The sequence below is a fragment of the Vibrio sonorensis genome (genome assembly GCF_001854765.1).
GTDB lineage: Bacteria > Pseudomonadota > Gammaproteobacteria > Enterobacterales > Vibrionaceae > Vibrio > Vibrio sonorensis.
In genome coordinates this window covers 208,532-231,966 of sequence record NZ_LJJE01000036.1, presented here as the reverse complement: position 1 = coordinate 231,966, position 23,435 = coordinate 208,532, and the positions used below count along the sequence as shown (strand labels likewise).

At 45.0% G+C, this 23,435-nt stretch carries 21 protein-coding genes and 2 pseudogenes; 8 read left to right on the top strand and 15 right to left on the bottom strand.

Annotated features, from left to right (window positions below):
- The first annotated feature begins 127 nt into the window (after positions 1–127).
- The gene (locus tag BLO31_RS07785) at positions 128–928 is read left to right on the top strand and encodes an arylamine N-acetyltransferase family protein (RefSeq protein ID WP_245688426.1); all 801 of its coding nucleotides are present in this window, start codon (positions 128–130) and stop codon (positions 926–928) included.
- Positions 929–1,441: 513 nt separating this feature from the next.
- On the opposite strand, the gene BLO31_RS07780 is transcribed toward BLO31_RS07785, so the two are convergent.
- From BLO31_RS07780 to BLO31_RS07760, 5 genes are all read right to left on the bottom strand, one after another.
- Positions 1,442–2,323: a DUF7916 family protein gene (locus BLO31_RS07780; protein ID WP_070964174.1), complete on the bottom strand. Its 882-nt coding sequence runs from the start codon at positions 2,321–2,323 to the stop codon at positions 1,442–1,444.
- A complete protein-coding gene (locus tag BLO31_RS07775; protein ID WP_070964171.1) occupies positions 2,320–2,661 on the bottom strand; it encodes a PTS lactose/cellobiose transporter subunit IIA in 342 nt (113 codons plus the stop codon). Before BLO31_RS07775 ends, BLO31_RS07780 begins: the two co-directional genes overlap by 4 nt.
- A gap of 3 nt (positions 2,662–2,664) precedes the next feature.
- On the bottom strand, positions 2,665–4,005 hold the full coding sequence (locus BLO31_RS07770; RefSeq protein ID WP_070964169.1) for a PTS sugar transporter subunit IIC: 1,341 nt from the start codon (positions 4,003–4,005) through the stop codon (positions 2,665–2,667).
- Positions 4,002–4,331 carry a PTS sugar transporter subunit IIB gene (locus BLO31_RS07765; protein WP_070964166.1) on the bottom strand — a complete coding sequence of 110 codons (330 nt, stop codon included), beginning with the start codon at positions 4,329–4,331 and terminating at the stop codon, positions 4,002–4,004. The genes BLO31_RS07770 and BLO31_RS07765 overlap by 4 nt, the downstream gene beginning before the upstream one ends.
- Before the next feature lie 221 nt (positions 4,332–4,552).
- On the bottom strand, positions 4,553–5,554 hold the full coding sequence (locus BLO31_RS07760) for a LacI family DNA-binding transcriptional regulator (protein WP_070964162.1): 1,002 nt from the start codon (positions 5,552–5,554) through the stop codon (positions 4,553–4,555).
- Between the two features lie 446 nt (positions 5,555–6,000).
- Here BLO31_RS07760 and BLO31_RS07755 point away from each other — a divergent pair, with 446 nt between their 5' ends.
- The 6 genes and pseudogenes from BLO31_RS07755 (at position 6,001) to BLO31_RS07730 (ending at position 11,816) form a co-directional block, all read left to right on the top strand.
- Positions 6,001–6,645, top strand: coding sequence for an HAD family hydrolase (locus BLO31_RS07755; protein WP_070964160.1), 645 nt, complete (start codon positions 6,001–6,003; stop codon positions 6,643–6,645).
- Between the two features lie 164 nt (positions 6,646–6,809).
- On the top strand, positions 6,810–7,190 hold the full coding sequence (locus BLO31_RS07750; RefSeq protein ID WP_070964157.1) for a hypothetical protein: 381 nt from the start codon (positions 6,810–6,812) through the stop codon (positions 7,188–7,190).
- 14 nt (positions 7,191–7,204) lie between these two features.
- Complete coding sequence (locus BLO31_RS07745; protein ID WP_139158961.1) at positions 7,205–8,590, top strand: class II fumarate hydratase; 1,386 nt, start codon at positions 7,205–7,207, stop codon at positions 8,588–8,590.
- 255 nt (positions 8,591–8,845) lie between these two features.
- Positions 8,846–9,802 carry an HlyD family secretion protein gene (locus BLO31_RS07740; RefSeq protein ID WP_070964153.1) on the top strand — a complete coding sequence of 319 codons (957 nt, stop codon included), beginning with the start codon at positions 8,846–8,848 and terminating at the stop codon, positions 9,800–9,802.
- The gene (locus BLO31_RS07735; RefSeq protein WP_070964151.1) at positions 9,795–10,721 is read left to right on the top strand and encodes an ABC transporter ATP-binding protein; all 927 of its coding nucleotides are present in this window, start codon (positions 9,795–9,797) and stop codon (positions 10,719–10,721) included. The genes BLO31_RS07740 and BLO31_RS07735 overlap by 8 nt, the downstream gene beginning before the upstream one ends.
- A pseudogene (locus tag BLO31_RS07730) lies at positions 10,718–11,816 on the top strand (ABC transporter permease). The gene BLO31_RS07735 and the pseudogene BLO31_RS07730 overlap by 4 nt, the downstream one beginning before the upstream one ends.
- On the opposite strand, the gene BLO31_RS07725 reads toward BLO31_RS07730, so the two are convergent.
- From BLO31_RS07725 to BLO31_RS07710, 4 genes are all read right to left on the bottom strand, one after another.
- A complete protein-coding gene (locus BLO31_RS07725; RefSeq protein ID WP_070964148.1) occupies positions 11,813–12,742 on the bottom strand; it encodes an endonuclease/exonuclease/phosphatase family protein in 930 nt (309 codons plus the stop codon). The pseudogene BLO31_RS07730 and the gene BLO31_RS07725 sit on opposite strands and share 4 nt — an antisense overlap.
- A gap of 277 nt (positions 12,743–13,019) precedes the next feature.
- The gene (locus tag BLO31_RS07720; RefSeq protein WP_070964146.1) at positions 13,020–16,148 is read right to left on the bottom strand and encodes an efflux RND transporter permease subunit; all 3,129 of its coding nucleotides are present in this window, start codon (positions 16,146–16,148) and stop codon (positions 13,020–13,022) included.
- A 9-nt stretch (positions 16,149–16,157) separates the two neighbouring features.
- Positions 16,158–17,318, bottom strand: coding sequence for an efflux RND transporter periplasmic adaptor subunit (locus tag BLO31_RS07715; protein ID WP_070964144.1), 1,161 nt, complete (start codon positions 17,316–17,318; stop codon positions 16,158–16,160).
- 909 nt (positions 17,319–18,227) lie between these two features.
- Complete coding sequence (locus tag BLO31_RS07710; RefSeq protein ID WP_070964142.1) at positions 18,228–18,845, bottom strand: YitT family protein; 618 nt, start codon at positions 18,843–18,845, stop codon at positions 18,228–18,230.
- A gap of 245 nt (positions 18,846–19,090) precedes the next feature.
- On the opposite strand from BLO31_RS07710, the gene BLO31_RS07705 reads away from it, so the two are divergent.
- Positions 19,091–19,888 carry a LysR family transcriptional regulator gene (locus tag BLO31_RS07705; RefSeq protein WP_070964140.1) on the top strand — a complete coding sequence of 266 codons (798 nt, stop codon included), beginning with the start codon at positions 19,091–19,093 and terminating at the stop codon, positions 19,886–19,888.
- A 2-nt stretch (positions 19,889–19,890) separates the two neighbouring features.
- Here the strand turns inward: BLO31_RS07705 and BLO31_RS07700 are convergent.
- From BLO31_RS07700 to BLO31_RS07680, 6 genes and pseudogenes are all read right to left on the bottom strand, one after another.
- A pseudogene (locus BLO31_RS07700) lies at positions 19,891–20,921 on the bottom strand (HlyD family secretion protein).
- The gene (locus BLO31_RS07695; protein WP_425425275.1) at positions 20,921–21,412 is read right to left on the bottom strand and encodes a magnesium transporter; all 492 of its coding nucleotides are present in this window, start codon (positions 21,410–21,412) and stop codon (positions 20,921–20,923) included. Before BLO31_RS07695 ends, BLO31_RS07700 begins: the two are co-directional and overlap by 1 nt.
- A 121-nt stretch (positions 21,413–21,533) precedes the next feature.
- The gene (locus BLO31_RS24825) at positions 21,534–21,659 is read right to left on the bottom strand and encodes a hypothetical protein (protein WP_281182220.1); all 126 of its coding nucleotides are present in this window, start codon (positions 21,657–21,659) and stop codon (positions 21,534–21,536) included.
- 214 nt (positions 21,660–21,873) lie between these two features.
- Positions 21,874–22,293 (bottom strand): VOC family protein, encoded by a 420-nt coding sequence (locus BLO31_RS07690; RefSeq protein ID WP_070964135.1) that lies wholly within the window; start codon positions 22,291–22,293, stop codon positions 21,874–21,876.
- Positions 22,294–22,314: 21 nt separating this feature from the next.
- Entirely contained in the window at positions 22,315–22,881 is a 567-nt protein-coding gene (locus BLO31_RS07685; RefSeq protein ID WP_070964133.1) for a nucleotidyltransferase family protein, read from the bottom strand.
- A 2-nt stretch (positions 22,882–22,883) separates the two neighbouring features.
- Positions 22,884–23,291 (bottom strand): GNAT family N-acetyltransferase, encoded by a 408-nt coding sequence (locus tag BLO31_RS07680; protein ID WP_070964131.1) that lies wholly within the window; start codon positions 23,289–23,291, stop codon positions 22,884–22,886.
- Positions 23,292–23,435: the final 144 nt, after the last annotated feature.

Sequence of the window (23,435 nt, the reverse complement as noted above, 5' to 3'; positions counted from 1 at the left end):
TTAGTTATCGCTAGACTTCATTCCCTTATCTACCAAACCCTGCATACCGATGCCTCTCCTTTTCACAGGTTGGCAATACGCTTAGGATTAGGTAGTGTGTGACTTGTCAGCAGGGAGAGAAAGCAAGATGATAAGTGAGAAGGATCTATCACAGTACTATACGCGTATTGGACTAAAACAAAAGCCAACCATATCCACTGATTTTCTCTTTGCTTCGCATCGAGCACAGCACAGAAGCATTCCGTTTGAGAACTTTGATGTGATTCAAAAGGGAAGCGTAGAACTTTGCCCTACCAGCGTATTTAACAAACTGGTCAATCTGCGCCGTGGCGGGTACTGTTTTGAGGTTAATGGCCTATTGCTTAATGTTCTCAACGCTTTAGGCTTTACTGCACGTCCTCAGTTAGCACGAGTCCACCTATCAACGCCTCCATCAGGCAGAAGCCATCAAGTGACACAGGTATCCATGGGTAAACAGCAATGGATAGTCGATGCGGGCTTTGGTTCACAAACACCAAGAGCGCCGTTGCCACTAGAGTACAACAAAGCGCTATCCACTGACATTCAAACCTATCGCTTTGTTGAAGTGGACAACTTTGGCACTATGCTACAGATCAAACAAGAAGAGAGTTGGATTGACCTCTACAGTTTGGACTTCTCCCATGTGTGCGAAGGAGATATTCAATATGGTAACCACTTCACCTCGACCCACCCCGACTCCGCCTTCACCCAATCCCATGTCGCCGCACTGCCCATTGAGGATGGTATCATTACTCTTCTCAACGGTACTTTTAAAAAGAGCACTAAAGGCATTATCTCTCAATGGCGACCAAACAACGACACCGATTATGTCAAAGAGATTGAGTCTGTCTTCGGCATCGAACTAACACAACCGTTGAGTTTGCCAGAAGACAAATCGGCCAATTAGATTACCCAGCTAGAAGTGGTGGGTTTGGCTTGTAAAATGTTAGCCAAAACACATGGCAATATTGTGACACTCGACAAAAACGAGCAAATTATAACCACTTCGTAAAAACAGCCTGTTAGATTAAGTTATACACAAGACCAATCTTATTGGAGTGAATGTTCGCTCCCCTCAAACCTGTTGAATTACCTAACTTCGCTAAAAACCTTTGTTAAACCTAAACGGAACGCCACACTTATGGAACGCTTTTTCAATTTAATTCCAAGCGCAAATTAATCGACTTACACATGAGTTATCCACAAGATATAAAGAAAAACCGTGTATAAATCACTGACAGAATAGCGTTGGGAAAATTGAGTTCATCAGCGAACAAACGCCAAGATACTGCCGGAGAGTTGAAACAGAGAGGTGGTTTTAGACATTGATGAGTTTGTCCCCTTCAAGGCAAAAAAAGCCGGTGAAACTCGTTCACCGGCAAACCAAAATGCTCATATAGGGGGAGCATAAGGATTAACACTATCTGCGGTTAGCCATTCTCTTATACTGGTGTCTTCTTCCTCGCAGAGTGATACCCAGTCTCATAATGTTTTCAGGTAAGGCGATACCGCTATACCCTGCATCTCCAATATGCACAATATCTGCACCAGAAGCTTTGGCATGAATTGCAACCTGTTCAATGTAGCTTTCGGTCGCTCCTTCCTGCGAAGTACCAATGGCCAGCATACCTAACATTCCCGCCTCGTGAACTGCCGTCATCATTTGCGCTGACAACTGCGGGGAAACTCCCGGCGTAGTGAACGGGGCCGGGAACATCATAATGTCAGCACCCGCATTGGCAAACTCTGGAACGATAGACAAGTTATAGTCGTTGCCCACACCGCCTGCGTGCATTTTCCCTGCGACAATAATAATCTCTTCAGAGACATCCCTAACCAATCGAATTGCATCAAGAATTGTTTCTTGGGAAACACAGTTTCCCGGATTACCAGTCAACATGATGTAATCAAGACCGATGGCTATCGCCTGTTCAATCGACTCCTTGCTTACACATCTGCCTTTTGCCACATTCTGGACGTTTTCAGGCACGGGCTCTAAGTTACAACCAACGAGACGACCTGTGTATTGCTTGATTTGTTTAACTGACAAAGTTTCATCAGGATTAGTACTCAGTAACTTAATCTTGGGATCAAACACATCCAAACAGTTTAATGTGATCAAGTCAGCACCAAACGCCGCCGCCAGTTCCGCACCCGAGATGTCATCGATAGGAGGAGTAATCGCCACCACATTTTCTACCATCATCACTCGACCCTCAGACTGCGCAATGCTGTTCACAATCTGTTTGCGGTCTGCTTTGGCAAAATCTTCTGCCGTGTAGTCAAATATACGTTTACTCACTTTGAAAATTCCTCAAATTTCTTATGTATCTCGATAACTTCCAGCGCCAAATCGCGGCATAACATCGTTGTCATGATGTGGTCTTGGATATGGGTCAGAATTAAGGTCATGGTGACTTTCCCCTGACCTTCATCAAAACTGATCAAGCTAGTCTGGCTGTGATGAACATTAGCCAACGCTGTATCTCCTACATCGATCAGTTTCAGTGCTTTCTCAAAGTCTCCGCTTCTGGCCGCGATCATTGATTCCATCAACGCCGCTCTTGCTTCGCCAACCTGACAAAGTAAGCCCATTAAAAATTCTTCGTTAATATCTTCTTGAGAATGAATATCTGACATTGTTTAAGCGCTCCCCGCCGCTTCCGTTACACCTTGCACGCCATCTTGGTTAGATTCGGCTGCAAGCCTCTCTTCTTCCAATAACTGTTTTTCGTGCATTTTCAAAAATGGATAGAAAATAATTGCGCTTACAACCACAGATGACAGTACCACTAGCGCCGCTGTGCCTGAGTTGGTCGCCATAACTGCGCCAATTGGTGCTGGCATTGTCCACGGTGGTAAAGCAATGATTCGAGATACAAATTCCGTTTTGAACGACAGCCAAACAATGCTTGTGTTGACGATTGGCGCTGCGAGCCAAGGGATGAAGTAGATTGGGTTCATCACAATCGGAGTACCAAAAATTACTGGTTCGTTGATATTAAATGTACCCGGAATCACCGACATCTTACCGATGGTTTTTAACTGAGTGGCTTTAGAGCGCATCATAAGAACCACCAGACCCCAAGTACCACCAGCTCCGCCAACAAAGACAAAGAAATCGACCAGTGGGTTAACAAAGATCTTTGGCAGAGACTCGCCAGCAGCAAACGCTTCTTGGTTAAGTCCCAAGTTCACCAATAGCATAGGAGCGATAATGCCACCGACAACAGAGCCGCCGTGAATACCACTGAACCACAACAACTGAATAATGGTCACTGCTAGTAAACAAGCAACATAAGAGTCAGACGCCAACACCAATGGCTTAAAGATCGCCATAATGGCCGATGGGATCTGCAAATCGTAACTTGCAAGTGATAAGTTGATCCCCATTACTACAACCGAAATAACAACAATAGGAATAAGCAGATCGAATGACGCTGAAATTTTCGGTGGAACCGCTTCAGGCATTTTAATTCTAATGTTGTATTTAATCAGTGCCCTTTGCATTTCAGGGACCAACAAACCACAAAGAATGGCAGTAAAGGCGCCTTTGCCACCTAAAAATTGACCCGGTAGTACGCTACCCACATCGGCGACGTTCATCATTGGCGCTACCGCTAGGAAAAAGGCAAACATCGCCAACATACCAGTATTCATTGCTCTAAGCTTGTATGATTCCGCTAAGCTGAAAGCGATACCAAAAGTCGCGTAAAGCGCAAAAATGCCCATACTGACATTAAAAGGCGCCAGTATATTTTCTTGACCTATCGCATCGACAATGCCGTGCCACCCGTCGAGGAAAAAGTTACCCGTTGACGGTGGGAATGCGAGAACTAACAGTAGTGAACCTACAATAAGAAACGGCATAGTGCCGACAAAACCGTCTTTAATCGCATTGACGTGTTTTTGAGCAGAAATGCGTCCAGCAACCGGCGCAATTCGACTTTCAATAAACGTGAGTAATCCATTCATTTGGCTCATACCGCTGCTCCTTTAGCTTCACTCTGTTTGTAAAGTTCAATGGCTTGTTGCAAGACAACATCCCCTTTTAACATTCCATAATTTTGCATATCGATTAAGCCGCAGGCCTTACCTCGCTTTTCAGCTTCTTTACGAAACTCTTCAAAGCGAAACTTCACCTGTGGGGCAACCAAACACACATCTGATTTTTCAAGCTGGTCTTCAAATTCAGCAACCGAGTGAGCGCTAATAGCACAGTCTATGCTCTTAGCTTGCGCTGCCGCTTCCATCTTACTTACCAACATGCTGGTCGACATGCCAGCAGCACAACATAAAAAGATTTTCATCTTTCCCCCTAATTGTCTCTTTCATTGGATAACTTACTGTAACCCAGAAATGTAACCGGTTTCTGTAACCGGTTACATTTTTAGTTAGCGCTCGCAAATTAGGCCTTCAATCTGTAAATAAATGTTACTTAGATCAACTATTGACCAAAAGAATACGCCATTCCGGCACTAGGTAAATTGCGAGCGACTTCTCAAAACCCTCGTCTGTTGAGGGAAAGGGATTACAAAAGGGGACGAGTAGAGTCACGTTCTATTATGTGTGCATCAAAAACCAGATTCGACTTCTCCAGCTTTTTGCCTTCCATTAATGAACAGGCCATTAACAGTGCAGCTTCGGTGATCTGCTTAATCGGAACATCAATAGAGGTAAGAGAAGGGGAAACAAATTGGCTGAGTGGGTCGTTATCAATACCGATAACTGAAATCTCTTTGGGCACCGAGATTCGATGATCGTTAAACGCTTTCAAAAATCCGATTGCGATATCATCACTCGCACAAACAATACCGGTGTAATCGGTAATCGTAGGTAAGTTTCTCGTCGCTAGTTGATAACCGTCTTCAAACCCAAAATTACTTTCCATCGTCAACACGAGTTCGCTATAGCCATGTTCTGACACCAGTTGATGGAAGCCAGCCAGTCGCCTTTCAGCTGAAGGGGTAATGGGTTTGGGTCCGACATAGATCAGCTTCTTATGCCCTAAGTCAACCAAATGTTTCGCCGCCAAATAGCCGGCTTGAAATTGGTTGAAGCCTACTGAGTTACCCGCTTCACTGGGAAGTTCGCGTCCAACGCAAACAATGGGAACCCCGTGTTTTTGCTTTATCTCAGTGAGTTGTTCAGTGGTCAGCATACGAGAATAGAGAACAATGACATCACATCGCTTGTCGACCAAAGACTCAATCGCTTCAATTTCTCGCTGCGCGTCGTTGTGTCCATCTGCAATCAATAACTGTTTGCTGCGACTTTCAGCACTGATAGACGCCTGCTTCATCAATCCACCAAAGTAACTACCGCTAAAGTCAGAAAGGACAAGGCCAATGCTGTTACTGCTGTTTGTAGCAAGCGCTTTCGCCAAAGAGTTAGGTCGATAATTTAAGGCTTCCATAACGGATTCGACATGCTCGCGAGTACTCGCTTTTACCTGACCAGTTCCGTTTATCACACGTGATACTGTAGCTTTAGAAACACCAGCAACACGGCATACATCGTTAATTGTAGCCATGATTCCCTCTTTTGCTGTTAGGCGGTTTTGCCTAACTTACGATTTAATCAAACTGATAAAGAACACAGTCTAACTGTGCTCCAAACGATAAACAGGGTAGCGAGGCATGATAAAAACTATTTAATTCGAAAACTAACTGGTAAGTGCAATTAAGCTATTCAAGAAACCCAACCCTGATACATTCGCGTAGTAAAACCCAGTATGGACGAGGGAGTCAATCACAACCCAACAGCTATGTGAGACAAGATACCTTGTGCGTCAACTTAATCATTAATTGTATGCAAAACATACCGATGCACTAGCCGCCAAAACGCCCTTCATCAGGCCATCACTCAAAAAAGCAGTACAACCAAGGTCAGTATTGAGTAAACTCCATACCTTAGCGGTTGTGATTGCCCGGTAATGCATGCCACAATACAAGGGTGTTGTACTCAAAACTGACTTCTATGAAATTCCATGCTGCCATCTTTGATATGGATGGATTGCTTCTCGACACCGAGCGCGTTTGCAAAGACATTTTCCAACAGGCCTGCAAGGCAACCGGACACCCCTTTTACGAAGAGGTTTACCTATCGATCATTGGTCGTAATTCTGCCGGTATCGACGCTATATTGCGCGACGCGTATGGCGATGATTTAGACATCGTCCACCCTGAATGGCGAAAGCGCTATAACCAAGTGGTTTTACATCAAGCTATTCCAGTTAAAGAAGGTGCCATTGAGCTACTTGAATGGTTGAAATCCCAACACATTCCAACCGCAGTCGCGACTTCCACTCAAAAGGATGTTGCCCTAGTTAAGCTAAAGCTCGCCGGACTTGACCACTATTTTGATAACATCACAACGGGATGTGAGGTGAGCCACGGAAAGCCCGACCCAGAAATATACTTACTGGCGGCTTCTCGACTTGGCGTACTTCCTTCACACTGTCTCGCATTTGAAGATTCTAACAACGGTGTCAAAGCCGCTGTGGCCGCGAATATGATCACTTATCAAATCCCCGATCTCGTTGAGCCATGCCAAGATGTCATTGCTTTAGGACACAATATCCAGCCATCCCTCAGCCAAGTTTTACAGCAGTTGAAAAAGTGAAGGTATCACGCCACTCGATGAAGGGTTGAGTGGCAGATCCTCTATTTCCCTTTTTTTAGATCAACCAACATCAAGTTTTTGTTAACACCTACAAAATTCAGGGTTGCCAAACCTCGGCATCGTAATGATAATAATTATCATTACGATAAAAAGGTAACGTCAGCATGGAACCCAACCAATCTCTATATAAAGCATTTTTTGACGCTCAGGACCGATTTTTAGCACCTACTGGCCCTGCCGGCTTTGAACCCGATGTAATCGGCGATTACATTCACTCTACCACCATGTTGACGTCGTTATACGAGCCCGGTGCAGAACAAGAAAACAATCTGTTGTGTGAACTGTTTCTGCGTCAGGTCTACACCCACTTATTAGATGCCATTGCCGACCCTAGTCGCAGTCGCATCTTCAGACGAGTCTGTCTGGACTCTATACACCTACCCCTTATCCACCTAAAGCGTTACTACTATCAGTTTGATAATGGTGACGCCGTATTTAGGGCTTTAAAACAAAAACTACAATATGTTCAAGCTCCGCTTGATTAACAAAAGGAATGACCATGACTCAAACCTACCGCACTGAAAAAGACAGTATGGGCGAAGTAAAAGTACCTGAAAATGCACTTTATCAGGCACAAACACAAAGAGCCGTCGATAACTTTAGTTTTAGCCAGCACTCTATGCCGGGCGCATTTGTTCAAGCATTGGCCCATATTAAGCAAACGGCAGCATTAACTAATGCTCAGCTCGGATTGTTAGAAGGTGATATTGCCAACGCCATTGCCGATGCTGCCCAGCTTATTATTGATGGCCAACATTTAGACCACTTCCCAATCGACGTTTTCCAAACGGGTTCGGGAACCAGTTCAAATATGAATGCCAACGAAGTGATTGCTACATTGGCGAGTAAAAGTTTGGGTGGAGACGTCAGTCCCAACGATCACGTCAACATGGGTCAAAGCAGCAATGATGTTGTCCCTACCGCAATTCAAATCAGCGCAGCTATCACCATTGAACAGTTACTCATACCCGCACTTGATCATCTAATCTCTGCGTTGCAAAGCAAGCGAGAGGAAGTGGGTCATCAAATCAAAACCGGTCGAACTCACCTTATGGACGCGATGCCAGTTACTTTTGATCAAGAGTTAGGCGGCTGGCAATATCAGCTAGAGCAAGCCAAATCTGGTATCAAGCAGGCTCTGTTCAATGTGAAAGCACTAGCTCAAGGCGGCACCGCCGTGGGAACCGGAATCAATGCCGATCCGCGTTTTGCTTCTGCATTTGCTGATAATCTCAGCCAAGCGACGCGAATCCAGTTTACCTCTAGTGAAAACTTCTTCTACAACTTAAGCAGTCAAGACGCCATTGTCGCCCTTTCTGGTCAACTTAAAACCACCGCCGTTGCGATCATGAAAATCGCTAACGATTTGAGATGGATGAACTCTGGCCCACTGGCGGGGCTTGGAGAAATAGAGTTACAGGGCTTACAACCGGGCTCGTCTATAATGCCAGGAAAAGTAAACCCCGTTATTCCAGAAGCAGCGGCTATGGCGGCGGCTCAAGTGATCGGAAATGACACCACTATCACCGTTGCGGGCCAGTCTGGTAATTTCCAGCTTAACGTTATGCTTCCCGTTATTGCACATAACCTACTAGAGAGTATCGAGCTACTTGGAAACAGTGCAACCGCCCTTGCGGACAAAGCGATTGCAACCTTCAAAGTTCGAGAAGACAACTTACAAGAAGCCCTGAGTAAGAACCCTATTTTAGTCACCGCGCTTAATCCGGTAATCGGCTATCTGAAAGCCGCTGATATCGCCAAGAAAGCGTATCAAGAAGGGAGAGCTATTCTCGATGTCGCCGAGCAGGAAACCGATCTAGATAGAGCGACATTGGAACGATTACTCAACCCGAATGAGTTAACTAAGGGTGGTGTGGCAGAGTAAATCTCGCTTTTTATTCAACCCGTTTAAGTCGTTACACAGCCAGTGATTCTATAGCTCAGAACTCTGGCTGTTTTCTTTGCTCCCATCTTTACTAAGTCAGTACCGCTTTTGTCTTACGGCACCTTTCATCACGACTGATAAGATTAATTAATCACTTGGTTAACTTGTGCAGAATTACTTTGGTTTCAGTTACCTACCAATAACGATATTCTGGATATGCAACACTTTTAACGACTATGAGCAAAGGAGCTCGCTATGCGTCATATCCTATTGGTTTTATTTCCTCTTCTTATTCTTGGTTGCCACCAAGATACATCGACTCAAGCACTCGGAACATTGGAAAGGGATAGAGTGACCTTTTCTGCCACTGCTGGCGAAATCATTCGAGAGCTCCCCGTCAAAGAGGGAGAAGCAGTAAATCAAGGGCAAGTCCTTGTCAGACTAGATAGCCGCAATCAGGAAGCGGTACTCGCTCACGCAGTGGCGGAGCAGTCCCGTGCCGAAGCTTATTTAGACAAGCTCTCTAACGGTGAAAGGCCAGAAGATATTGCCGCGGGACAAGCCCGCGTCGCCAGAGCCAAAGCACAACTGGTCGAGTCTCAAAAAAACTACAAAAGAAAATCCGAGCTAGTCGCCAAAAAGCTGATCAGTCAGTCAGAAAAAGATTCTGCACTCGCTGCACGCGATTCCGCTAAAGCTGAGCTCGATTCTGCCAATGAAGAGTTTGGTAAATTGACTGCTGGCGCTCGTCCGGAAGACATTGCTCAAGCTAAAGCACAACTGCAAGCCGCCCAAGCCGATGTTGCTCTACAGAGCCAAAAACTCGAAGAACTCACCATAGTGGCTACCCGCGACGGAATACTCGATAACCTTCCTTACAACTTGGGAGAACGCGTTCCGGCCAATGCGATTGTTGCGGTGATCCAAGCCAATCGAGTTCCCTATGCTCGCGTTTATGTTCCAGCCAGTTACCGACTAGATTTTGTACCGGGCAAACAAGTGACTGTCAACGTCGACGGCAGTGCAGACTCTTACCAAGGTAAGGTTCGTTGGGTTGCCAGTGAAGCCTCTTTTACTCCTTATTACGCTTTGACCGAAGAAGAGCGTTCGCGCCTTATGTATTTAGCAGAAGTTGATCTAGAAGAGCGCGCGGTTTCACTCCCTTCTGGCGTACCCGTCAAGTCTTACTTGAGGAGCGCAGCGAATGAGTGAATATGCAATTGTCGCCGAAGACGTCGTAAAAACGTTTGGAGATTTTAACGCCATCGAGGGCATTCAGCTCAAGGTCCCCAAAGGAGCGATCTATGGCTTTTTAGGCCCCAATGGATGTGGAAAATCGACAACAATTCGAGTGTTAACAGGTCTTCTAAATCCTTCACAAGGTCAGGTCAATGTCCTTGGGCTTCGCATTCCTGAAGAGTCAGAAAAGCTCAGACTCAAAATCGGCTATATGACACAAAAGTTTTCCCTATACGACGATCTTACCGTGGTGGAAAACTTACAGTTCATCGGTCAGATATTTGGAATGAAAGGTAAAGTTCTTGAACAAAGGGTAAGTGAGCAGTTACATACCTACGGTCTAGACCAACGTCGTCGTCAACGGGTATCCGGAATGAGCGGCGGTCAGAAACAGCGCCTTTCACTCGCGGCCGCAACCATGCATAAACCAGAACTGCTTTTTCTTGATGAACCGACATCTGCGGTTGATCCAGAAAACCGACGCGACTTTTGGGAAAAGCTGTTTGACTTGTCTTCTCAAGGGACCACTATTCTAGTCACTACCCATTATATGGACGAAGCAGAACGCTGCCATCGATTGGCAATTATGGAATCAGGCTTAATTCGAGCCGATGGTCCGCCGCAAACCTTAATGGATGAAATGGGCGTTAGCGTCGTCGAAGTTAAAACTGAAAACTTGCGCTCCCTTAAAGACCAACTACTAATACGCGAAGAGATTCGTTCTGCGGCTCAATTGGGGATCCGCCTTAGAGTGTTGATCGACACTCGCATAGAAAAACCAATAGACTGGTTAAGATCTGAGTTTCCCCACTTGGCGGATGCAGAGCTCAATATGGCGAGACCAAGTTTAGAAGATGTGTTTGTTACCGTCACTGGGGAGGGTCGACAATGATTCGCAGCGTCTTAAGAATGAAAGCCATCATGATTAAAGAGATTCGTCAGCTTTCACGTGACCGAATCACTTTTGGCATGGTGATCATGATCCTCTTATACAATTACTTTTGTTCGGGTTCGCGATAAACACGGATATTCGCAATGTCCCCGTCGCAGTAGTCGATCAAAGCGAGAGTACGGCAGGACGTATTATCACTCAATCCGTCGAGGTCACCCAAGTTGTCAACGTCACTCAACATTTCGCAACCGCGGAGGAGGCTCAGCAGGCCATCCTACGAGGGGATGTAAGAGCTGCGCTAGTTTTACCTCACGATCTTACCCAGAGAATGGCCGAGGGAAGAGAGCTTGGGCAATGGGTCGTCGATGGCTCAGACACCATGATAAGCTCGGCAATTTTGGCACTCAAAAACATGCCGTTAACGGATTTTGACTTTGCAATAAAACCCGCTCAGACGCCGACCTTCGAAGTCACTCTGTTTTACAACCCAAGTCGTCGATCAGCGGTCAATATTGTGCCCGGGTTACTAGGGGTAATTTTGACCATGACCATGATACTTTTCACTAGTGCCGCGATAGTGAGAGAACGAGAGCGAGGTAATCTAGAACTGCTGATCACCACACCCGTTAACTCGTTGGAGTTGATGATTGCCAAAATTATGCCCTATATTCTGGTGGGTTTACTGCAGGTCTTTATCATTCTAGGCTTAGGGCACCTAATATTTAACGTTCCAATTAATGGCAGTATCAGCCAAATCTTATTTGGTACTTTGCTGTTCATTTCTGCAAGTTTAACGCTGGGATTAGTCATATCAACCATTGCCAATACCCAGTTACAAGCTATGCAAATGACGGTGTTCATACTGCTGCCGTCGATTCTGCTATCAGGCTTTATGTTCCCCTATGAGGGAATGCCCATCGCCGCGCAGTGGATTGCAGAAGCTTTGCCCGCTACCCATTTTATGCGTTTAATTCGAGGAATCGTGTTACGAGGAGCCGATTTAACCGACTTATGGCGAGATGCGGTATGGCTCGGTCTGTTCACTGGTGCGGGACTGCTTGTCGCAGCGGTAGATTCAAGAAGTCACTAGACTAATAGCCGATTACCGTTGTCACCAGCTTATGGTCTGATCCCGTTGGCTGGTGACTGGCATCTCTAGAACAAATTCGACGCCCACTAAATGATTTTAACCATAAATGGTCGATAGAAATCATAGCAAAGCTGGGAAGGGGAAAGTTAAAAATACGGCTAGGCCAAGAGGCTACCGGAGCGGATTTTGCTCCGGGAAACAGCGATGAATAACGCAAACTCGCCGATGAAAGATTAAAGTCCCCCACCACTAAATGATCCAAACTCATTTCTTGTTTAGTGACCATTTCTAAGGTGTGTATCATTGCATTTCGCCTATGCCATAACTGTTCATTTCTCGGCGAAGGCGGATGAGCGGCAATTAAAGTAATTTTGCTTTGCGGTGCAGGGTGCCAAACGCCTTTGATCACTTTCAACCCATCCGGCATTTCTAAAATCTGAACATCAGTGAAAGGAGAGCGACTGAGAATAAGTTGCGAAGAAGGCAGACCGATATTCGCTTGACCGCCAATAGAGTAAGGATAAATATCACTCAAGCTAAGTATCTTTTTACCCACCTCGGGAGAGACTTCCTGCAGAACCACCAGATCGACAGACTCCTCCATTAAGTCGTTGATTAAACCGTTGACGTTTTCATTGTCGTAATAAACATTAAATTGGGCGATGGTCTTGGTATTCGAGCAGTGGGCGATTAAGTGATGTTGCTTTTTGGGAGTCATGAGTAAGAAGACGACACAAACTAGGCTTCCCGTCACGACTAATAGCCACTGACGAAAAGCAAAAGCTGTTATCGAAATAACTAGGTAGTAAACAAAAAACAGACTGGGCGCAGAAATCACATTTTCTACCCACCAAATCTGAGGATACAGATGCAAAGCTCCCCAAAAAAGAACAGGCAAAAACAGGCACAACCAAAGTAACAGTCGTTTCACAATAACGTCTCACTTATCCTTATCTCGCTGAAAACCCAAGCTAAGCGACCAAATAATAAGTATCGTCGATCTTTTGCCAACATGCCGCCGTTTAGAGATAAAAAAGGGCTTGTACCTCGTACAAGCCCTAGCAGTGAAAACAATGTTTGAAATATTGTCCGTTATGGAAACAACAAGCGGATGGTAGAGTAGCCGCCAGCTGTCACAGGCTGAATCTATAAAACCTTCCAATATAGTTACGTGTGTTGCCCATACAACCTTTGTATGGGCATATTTTTTATTCGGTCTGCGCTTTTTCCTTGCGATTTAGCAGTCGCTTAACGCCTCCTACCCCTTTGGAAAAGCTGTTCTTAATATCTTCTAGCATTAAGTACAAACAAGGCACCAAAATCAGCGTCAGCAACGTCGCAAAGAGCACTGAGAACCCTAATGCTACCGCCATCGGGATCATAAGCTTCGCCTGCATGCTGGTTTCAAACATGATAGGCAATACACCGACAAAGGTGGTGATAGAGGTCAGTGTTATCGCCCTAAAGCGAGCACACCCAGCTTCAACCACGGCTTGTTTGAGTTTCATCCCCTCCTTGCGCAGGGTATTGACATAATCCGTCATAACTAAGGAATCGTTAACGACAACGCCCGCCGCAGCAACAAGTCCAAAGGTCGACATCATGCTCAAATCGATGCCAAAGAAGAAGTGCCCCCAAATTGCCCCCGTAAGACTAAACGGGATCACGGACATAATAAGCAGAGGTTGCGCGTAGCTCTTTAGCGGTACCGCCAGTAGGATGTAAACCATAATCATACCTGCGATAAAGAACATGCGCTGTTCATCTAACTGCTCTTGCTGCTCTTCAATGCTACCACCAAGCTGGGATTTCACACCTGGGTACTTACTCAGAACGGATGGAAGCACTTCGCCGTGGACTTTACCAATGATTTCATTCGGTTCGACGAGTTGTTCATCAATGGAACCGTACACGTAAACGGACTGATAACCATCTTCACGACGAATGGAACTCACACCTGGCTTTTGCTCTATATTGACAACATCGCCCAACATGACTTTTCTACCTTCGTCGGTGGTGATGATTGCATAGCGCAGGGATGAGAAAGCTTCACGAGTCAATTGAGGGTAACGGACCATTACTTTCACTTCTTCCCCATCTCGTGTTACTCGTTGCGCTTCGCCGCCGTAGAAACTTCCTCCAACTTGGAGCGCAATATCGGTTAGGTCTAGGCCTAAGTCATACGCTACTGGGGTTAGAGAGAGAAGAACATCTTGGCTCGCAGAGTCGATGGAAGACGAGATATCAAACAGGCCTTCTTGCTGCTGAAGGACGCCAATGACTTCGCGACCTACATTGTTTAGCGTCTCAATATCAGATCCAAACAGCATAAAGCCAAATTCATCTCCGAAACCATTACCATTGAGGTCATCGATAATAATAAGCTTCTTCACGCCGGGAATTTCTGGCATGCGTTCACGCCAGCGTCGACTCAGTTCGAAGGTATCGTAAGGTCTAATCTCGTCATCGACCAAAGGTACGACAATCATGCCGCGTGTGCGCCCTTGGTTAAACGCCAGAGTATCTTTAATCAGCCCTTGACCAAATTCAGCGATTGTCTCTTCTTCCACCTCTCGCATCATTGACTCAATGGCTTTTAATGCGTCTATGGTCTGTTCATCGGATACTGAGTTGTTCATCTCAATACTGATCCTAGGGAAGTCCTGAGGTGCACTTGGCGACGGAACAACGCGGACATGACTGGCAGTGACCATTGCGATACTGATGGCCAAAAGCGAAGCAAATACAGCAAAAGTGCTCCAACGCCAATGTGCACTGAAAGAAACGGCGCGGCGGTACGGCCCGTTAACAAATCCAAAGTAACCCTTGTTAAATCTGTCACGCCAACCACCTTGTTTAATAGGCTTAAACTTAGTGTGCGCAATATGCGCTGGCAGTATCAGTTTGGATTCGATCAAACTGAACACTAAGCACAAGATCACCACCGTGGATATTGCGATAAATTGCGCACTTTCAATACCCTTAGACATCAAGAAAGGTGCGAATACCGCTATGGTCGTCAACACGCCAAAAGTAGCTGGAGTCGCGACTCGTTTCGCGCCTCGAACGACGTTATCTACACCGCCGCCATTTTTTTCAACTTCGGTATAGGCACTTTCACCGATGACAATGGCGTCATCGACCACAATACCCAATACCATAATGAAAGCGAATAGTGACACGACATTAATAGTGACGCCAAACAGGGGCATCATCATAATCGCGCCAAGGAAACAGACAGGTAGACCAATCATCACCCAAAATGCCAATCTAAATCTCAAGAAGAGACTCAGCATGATTGCCACAAGAGCCGCACCTTGCATCAGGTTTTTCAACATCATCTGCAGACGTGCGTCTAGGTAATAAGTCATATCCGACAAGATATTGAGCTGAATGCCCTCTGGTAACACTTCATTTTTGTGTTCCAGATACGCCTTGACGGACGCCGCAGAAGGCATAATACTTTGATCTTTCGTCGCTTTTACCGCGATATAAATGGCATTTTGCCCCGATGATTCAAAGTAGTGTTCCCCTTCAATAAGCCCGTCTTTAATAACCGCGATATCTCTTAACAGAACTTTGTTGCCATTTTCGCCAATAATTACTGGAATATCGCCGAACTCTTCGCCTTTGTAGAGCTGATTTTCAATACGTACCGAAATTAGGCCACTATTCGTTCTAACTTCACCAGCCGAAAAGTTAGCCGAGTATTTGCCGATGGCATCGCTTACGTCTTTTAGCGTCAAGTTGTACATTTGCAGCGTTTTAGGCTCAACTTCGATACCAATTTCGTATTCAGGCGCGCTTACCGTCACCAAGGAAACATTGCTAAGTTGCAATAGCTCTTCTTCCACTTGGTTGGCAATCGGCTTCAAATCGTAAACGGGAACGTCTCCGGTTAGAGTCAGTTCCACCACTTCTTGTCGCCACTCTTCCTGATAAACGCTAATCGGTTCCATCTTAGCCGGAAAGGTCGAAATGGTATCGAGGTTCAACTTCACTTTATCCACGACATCACTTACGTCTGAATCAAGCTCAATTTCCAGTTCTATATGAGCGTGCCCCCTATCAGCGGTCGACACCATTCTTTTGATGCCAAGTACGTCTTTTAGAGATTCTTCAACTTTAACAATAACGTTCTCTTCCACTTCCTGAGGAGAAGCACCGGGGTAATCCGCTCGAATGTGAACGTAGTTAAATTCGATGTTTGGGAAGAACTGTTTTTGAATTGCAAAGTAACTAACGATACCCATCACGATGATAAAGACCATCATCAGGTTCGCCGCCACCGCGTTATTGGCAAAATAGGCTATCAGGCCTTTAGGTTTATTTTCCATGGGGCACCCTTATTGCACTGTTTGCTCTTCTTGTTCTTCTTGCGAAGAAGAGGCGACTTCAACAGACATACCGTTGACCGGATACTCTGGAATGGTCACTGCTACTTTATCGTTGTCAAACAGACCTTCACCGATAAACATAAACTCGTCTTCTGAACGCAAAATATTCACCGTGCGCGCTTCGAGTTGATCTTTTTCGTTAACCACCCAAATCTTGCGATCGCGAACCCACTCCTGTGGCACTTTATAGACTGAATGCAGCTCTTTACCAACAAACTGAACTTCTACGTATGAGCCAAACTTCAACGCTTTCTGATCGGTTTCTAATCCATATGGGTCTTCAATGCGAACTACCATGTTAATCATGCGCGTCGCCGAGTCGACAATACCCAAATCGCGAACCACAAAGCCATTGCGAGTAACACGAGCTATACCGTGTTGAGTCACGGTTGCTTCAATGCCATCGTAATCTTCTGGGAGGAAAGTAGTATCAAACCCAGCGATTGGGATATGAACTTCACCCGACTCGATGTTGTGCAGTATTGCGACATGTGCACCGGCCGAAACGTACTGACCGACCCCTATATTGCGCTCTACAATCAACGCATCATACGGGGCGACAACCTTACAGTTTTCCAGATCTCGACGAGCGCGTTTAAGCTCTGCCTGAGCAGATTTTACTTTGGCATTTGCACTCAATAACTGAGGCTTGCGAAGGTACAAGTCGGTGACTTGCTTTTTCGGTAAGTTCTTCGCTTGGCGCTTAGCAACTTCGGCCTTGGCTTGTTCCTCTATCAACAGAGAGCGCGCGCTAGCTAATGACGCTTCAGCTTGTAGGACTTTCGCTTCGTAATTGTCTTTTTCAATCGAGAAGAGAAGCTCTCCGCGTTTGACGACACCACCGCGAACAAAGCTGGGGTGCCAATCTATAACTTCACCAGAAACCTGAGCAGAAAGCTTTGTACTCTCTACCGGTTTCAGTTCACCATGACTGGTAATCACCACTTTGTGGTTACTGGAATGCACTTGAGAGATAGACACCAAGGGCTGAGGAGCCGCTTGTTTTTCTTGACCAGCATCGTCTTTAGTTGCTGCTACAGCATAGTAGCCACCAGTGCCAAGAGCGGCAATTGCCACTGGCATAAGCCAACGAGAATATTTCTTGAACATAGCAAATCCTTAATGCTTGCTTTATTTTTTGTTACTCACTTAAAACGGGCACACAACCGAGGTTAGGTGCAAATAAGCCAACAAAGACACGCTCTTAAGCGCTGCGCTTTGGTTTGTATACACCCCGTGTTTATTCGGTCAATCCCGAACATGCTCGTACTAAGGTTCTCAAGTACGAATCGAAAAAATTAGTTGAACTAACAAAGCGATGGTCGCGGTTTAAGCGCGAAACAAGCTTGTATTAGTACTTTGGTGGACGTATTCAGCTGTGTGAAATTGCGGGATTAACATATAGATATATAACCACAACTTATCATTAGACACAGGATCTCTGAAAAGTTACAACAAAGTCCACATTTTTTTTGCCACAATTATTATATGGCTTTTGATTCATACAACTATCGCACTATTGCAAACATGGTGCCAAGTAAATAATTCTTAAGAATCATGTGGATACGCTTACAAATAGTAAAAAATGAAACATTTGCTAGGTGAATATTCCCTATAAGTGGTATTTTTCACCCATTCACACCAATTATTTTTCCAAGTAATCCAATATGTTAATAATTCTGGGTTAACGGGAATATTCAGATCTTGCGCTTTTGTCTTTAAGGCTTGGTTATGCCATTGCCTCGTGTGAATAAAAGTTGTTGCGCTCCCTTACCGCAAGCCTGCAATTTACTTATAAGACTCTGAATTTACGGAAGTTAACATCTCATCGTCTGAAATATGGTGCGTCGGCTTGGACAGTTACCCAGTTGGGGTTGTTTGATTAAGAAAAATTAACAAAGCTTAACAGCGCCCAATAAAGCACTACGATCTAAAAAACAGGCAAGGAGAGAAGAAAAGAGAAGAAAAGAGAAGAAAAGAGAAGAAAACGGCTTAGCATGATACTAAGCCGTTGGTAAATTAACTGTTTGTTTGAAGTCTAGCCTGAGGCTGATATCGTCCTGGCTTGTGGTTCATCGCCAAAATGAGGTTGGTAGCGATGGCTCCTCCAACAGAGAGCAAAATTAAGGTGATGTCGACGATAAAGAGTGATAGCACCACTATTGTGCAGTCCAGCGCCATCTGAACTTTGCCCGCTCGAATCCCAAAACGCTCTTGTAAGAAAAGCGCCAGAATATTAAATCCGCCTAAGCTCATCTTGTGACGGAAAATAACCAGCATGCCAATTCCAATTAGCCCTCCGCCTAAAAACGCCGCATAAAATGGGTCAATATGAGCAATTTGAATAACGTGGTGCAGATGGTCAACCGCGATAGAAACAATGGTTACGGCAATAAATGTGTTTACGGTAAACCGCCAACCCATGCGCGTCATAGATAGTAGGTAAAATGGTAGGTTTAACGCGAAAAACACCTGTCCAAAACTAAATTCAGTCACCTTGGTTAAAAATATCGCTAATCCAGCAGTGCCGCCTGTTAGCAGTCCTACCTGATTGAAAAAAATGACACCTAGCGACACTAGAGCACTACCCAGAGTCAATGCGAGTAAGTTTTCTCTAAGGCTATGTTCGTTGTCCATAACAATATCCTAATAATTACACTTCTATAGGGCGGTAATTTTGCTTTGCGCGCCCAGAATGTCGAGCTTTGCTATCGACATCGATTGACGGTTCGGTGTTATAAAATGTTTACACTTGGGTTAAGGCCTTCACGTCAACGGGTGAAATATGCTGAACGAGATCACACTATTTATCACTTTTATTGCTTGATAAAAAAGGAAATTAAAGTGATAACTAAACCAAGAGAGCCAACTAGCAACCGTCAATGAAAGATTTAAACTCACTCCATGTTTTTGTCGCCCTGTTCGAGACGGGGTCAACACAACGCGCAGCACTTAAGATTGGACGTTCTCAATCTCATATCTCTAAAACATTGGCACTACTAAGAACGGAGCTAAACGATCCTTTGTTCGTTCGCCACAACAATCGTTTGGAACCAACACCATTTGCTGCTCAGATGGCTCCCCGACTAAAATCGGCTCTGGAACAAGTCGCTCTGGCTATTGAGCCTGAAGAGTTTTCACCCACACAGCTTGAGAAAGTAACCATACATATGGTTGAGCCTTTTCTTATTCGCATCGGTAAACCACTGATTTCTGCTATTCGCGACCAAAGCGAGGCCGTAATAGAGTTACGCCAGTGGAATCACCTTAGCCAATCGCTGATCTTGAGCGACGATGTGGATATTGGCGTGCATATCCTTAGCGATAAACCACAAACCCTCTATCAAAGGCGTCTCCATTCGGGAAGCGGTTATTTTTCTGGAAACCTCAAGGGCGAGTTTGTTAAGTATGTTGTCGCCGGCGTGAATGAGTACACAGACTACTTCAAAAAAATGGACTCTAGTATTGAACCCAAGGTACTGGTTGATAACTACGCATTAATGGATCAGTTACTCGATGAGCGATTTACAATCCGTTATACCGACGAAGACCAGCCAGAATCCTCTTTAGTTAGGTTAGATTCTGCCGTGGTCATGAAAGCGACAAAGCGCAATCTGCCAAAAAACATCTGGCTGAATGAGTTACTCAGCCAGATGGTCGAAAAACACATTGTTCAATGAATTCAAAAGGCTGACAGATAAGCTTTATAGGCCTTTAGCCTCACCGTCGCAGCGCCAATAATATCCATAAAACCCAGCTTTTCATGAGGCTTACTAGCAGATATCCAACCTGATCCTGTCGCACCAATAGGAATTTCATAGCCCTCGGGCTCTTTAAACTCGATCACCACTGTTCGACCGTGACTGCCCTGATTGTTGCCAACGTGCTGTCTGACATGTTGGCTTCCATTTAAAACGGATACCCTCGCCTCGCCAGTGCCAGAAGCAATGCTGTGTACCCTTCCTCTAAATATTTCACCTGGATAGGCATCGACGTAAAACTCCGCAAATTGACCCGGTTTTATATTTCGATAGGTCTGGTCCGCGATGCGCATTTCAACAAACTTTCGGCTGGTATCGTACAAATGCATGTTGCCTACTCTAGTTCCTTCGGCCAGATTGGCAATGGTGACCCGCCCGTCGAATGGTGCTCGAATTTCTCGTCTCTCATTTTCCCAATTAGCGGTTGCGATTTGTGCTTCAATCGACTTGATCTGTGCGTACGCTGCGGCAATGTTAGCTTGATTGGTATCGATACTGGTGCGTATATCATCTCTTTGCTGCTGTTGAGCAAAATCTTGCAGCTTTTCTAATCTCGCTAGGGTTTTTTCATCGTTTTCTACTTGATGTGTTAACGCGAGGATCTCGCTTGTGCCGCTGCTTTTTGAGCGTTGAGACTAACCAGCCTTGAATCTGTATCTTCTGATTTCAAGCGGTAGATAAGGCCGCCTTGTTTTACTTTTTGGTTGTGCGTGACATATATCGACTCCACTTCTTGACCAACAAGAGGGCTAAGAACCGCGTGTGGGGCCTTTACTGTAGTGCTATCTGTTAAATCGGCCGGAGACCAAAAGCGGTGTGCGAGAAACAAAACACTCGCTAGCATGGCACCAGTACCGACCATCAGGGTTGCGTTTCTCAGTGTCCACTGAACCACGCCAGCTTTTACTAACATCCAGCAAATCAGAACATAGGGCAACATGATCTCTTTCATTATCTTCTCTCCTCAACCTCTGATTGATTGACACCTTTGCGAATCACCGAAGAAACATTGTCAGCAACGATATCCCAACGGGTAAATGCGATAACAATCGCCAGTACCCACCACATTTTGTCAATAAATAGTCCGCATAAAGAGAGGGCAAAAACGAGCTGCGTATGGGCCGAAGACATGGATTTGGCTTTGTGAACTGCGATTTCATGCAGTTGCCATAGCAAATAAAGTACGTAGACCAAAATAGAAAGGGTGACTAAAGCAATAAAGCCCATAAACCAATGTGAGTCCAAAAGGGCGAGGATGGTCGGATAGCCATCAACAAAATAGCTTTCCGGTAGTTCAGTACCGTGAATACGTGTGAGCAAAGAGAAAAGGTAAGAAACAACAGCCACACTCGAAACTAGGGTAAATGCAAGCGCGAGTCTCTTTAACGTCCTGAATGCTGTTGTTCCTTTAAAGAAAGTAGTCTTCTTTGAAATATATTTCACAGGCAAATGTCTCTGGTCAGTATTATTGATGCAGAGAGATTAACGAACTGCGAATGTAAAAATGGAATATCGACTATTCCTTGATGGTTTAGCCTCCGTGCTAAAACCCTACTAACAACATTTATATAATTGCATCAACAGCTAATATGGTTAGGAAGGCTAAAAGAAACACTCCCATCACGCGCTGTAAGTCTCTTTTATAGATGGCTTTTTCTTTTGAAGTCATGGTGTCGCGGTTGTTTTTCATCTCAACTCTCCCGTTAAAAGTAGTAAGCAATGGAGGAAAACACTTCCTCCTAAAAACAGGATTACTATATCTGGAGCTGAGCAGATAAAGTGGCACTATGTGGTCAAGTTAAGGTATTAAGATTGCACCCTAGTGCCGAAAGCCGCACAAAAGTAGCAGCCCACCTTAATCGATAAAGATTAACGCAAACTGGTCAAGCTAACGTGACTGACGACTAACCGCGATTTGCCATTGGGTGGGATGGCGCAAGTTGCAGTAAATCCCAAAGGTTTCCATAAAGATCTTCAAAAACCGCTACCGTTCCATAGTCTTCTTCTTTAGGTTCACGGATAAACTTAACGCCTTTATCAAGCATGTTGTGATAATCGCGCCAAAAATCATCGGTAGATAAAAACAGAAATACTCGCCCGCCAGCTTGATTGCCGATAAAAGGTCTTTGCTGGGGCTTTGAAGCTTTGGCAAGCAGAATGGTTGCCCCGTTCGAATTTGGAGGCGAGACCACGACCCAGCGTTTGTCCTGCTCCGGCTGATAGGTATCTTCAATCAGTTCAAAATCGAGAGTTTTAGTATAAAAATCAATCGCGTCATCATAATCATCGACGACAAGTGCAATGTGAACCAATGCTTGTTTCATAGCCTTTACTCTTTTATCTCGTTACCCTGTTAAGGGCTGCAACTTTAATTGAGGCCAGTCGACCAACCAACCTTTTTCTCGAACGCGACGATAAAATGTTTGAACACTGCGCTTGGGGTTTGGGGTTATCTGGCCGTTAAACAAGGTTTCCAAGCCAAATGCAGCGACGCATTCAACCTCTCCTTTGGCATTTATCCTAGCGGCAACCGCCGTCTCTTTTTCTGGCCAATAGCTCATCGCATCTACACTGCTGCGATAAGGCATATCACCATTGCGGATATGCATTTTTGCTTGGTTTCTCACCTGCCAAGCCACATCAGGCCTTTTGGCTTTCAATCTATCTTGATAGATTTGGTAAGCGACAGGGTTTGCTTCGTTTGCATCATAATAAACCACATCGACATCATTCAATGGTGTCGAACAAACTTTTTTATGCAGGCGATCCCACACCAAATTTCTGACAAACCCCGCAGCAATATAGCAGTCTGGCAATTGCAGTTCCGAAACAACCTTTAACAGTTCACTGCGATACTTGTCTTCTGCAAGCCACTCGATCAATTGCTTTTCGTGTTCTTGTAACGCAACCATAGCTACTCTTCCGAGGGTACAAAGCGCTTCGTCATGCCAACGGATGGTTGGGTAAGTCGATAACCTAGCGCCTGATAAAACTCTGGCTGATCGGCAATCATTGATACATAGGAACCTTCCAAAGCCACACCAGCTAGATACCCATCAATTTTTTCCATAATGATTCGTCCGAGCCCTTGCTTTTGGTAGCTGGGGTCGACAGCCACATCGACTATTTCAAAGTTACACGCTCCATCACCGACAACCCGCCCCATACCAATTAACATTTCACCATCATAGAGAGAAACCCCATACAGGGAATTTGGCAGGCCAATCTTTGCGGCTTTAAGGGATTTAGGTGATAGACCAGCTTTTACTCTTAGCTGGACAAACTCTTCTGCTAATGGCACGGAATCAAGAACATCAAACATAAATTTACATCCATTTTCTAGTCTAGTTAGAATAACCCAAGCTCCCTATAACTGTATATATAAACAGTAAAAATCTTTTCTGGTAGTGCAAATTATCGTCAAACTATTGATATTTGTGATTGAAAGCTTCTCATTTATGAAACA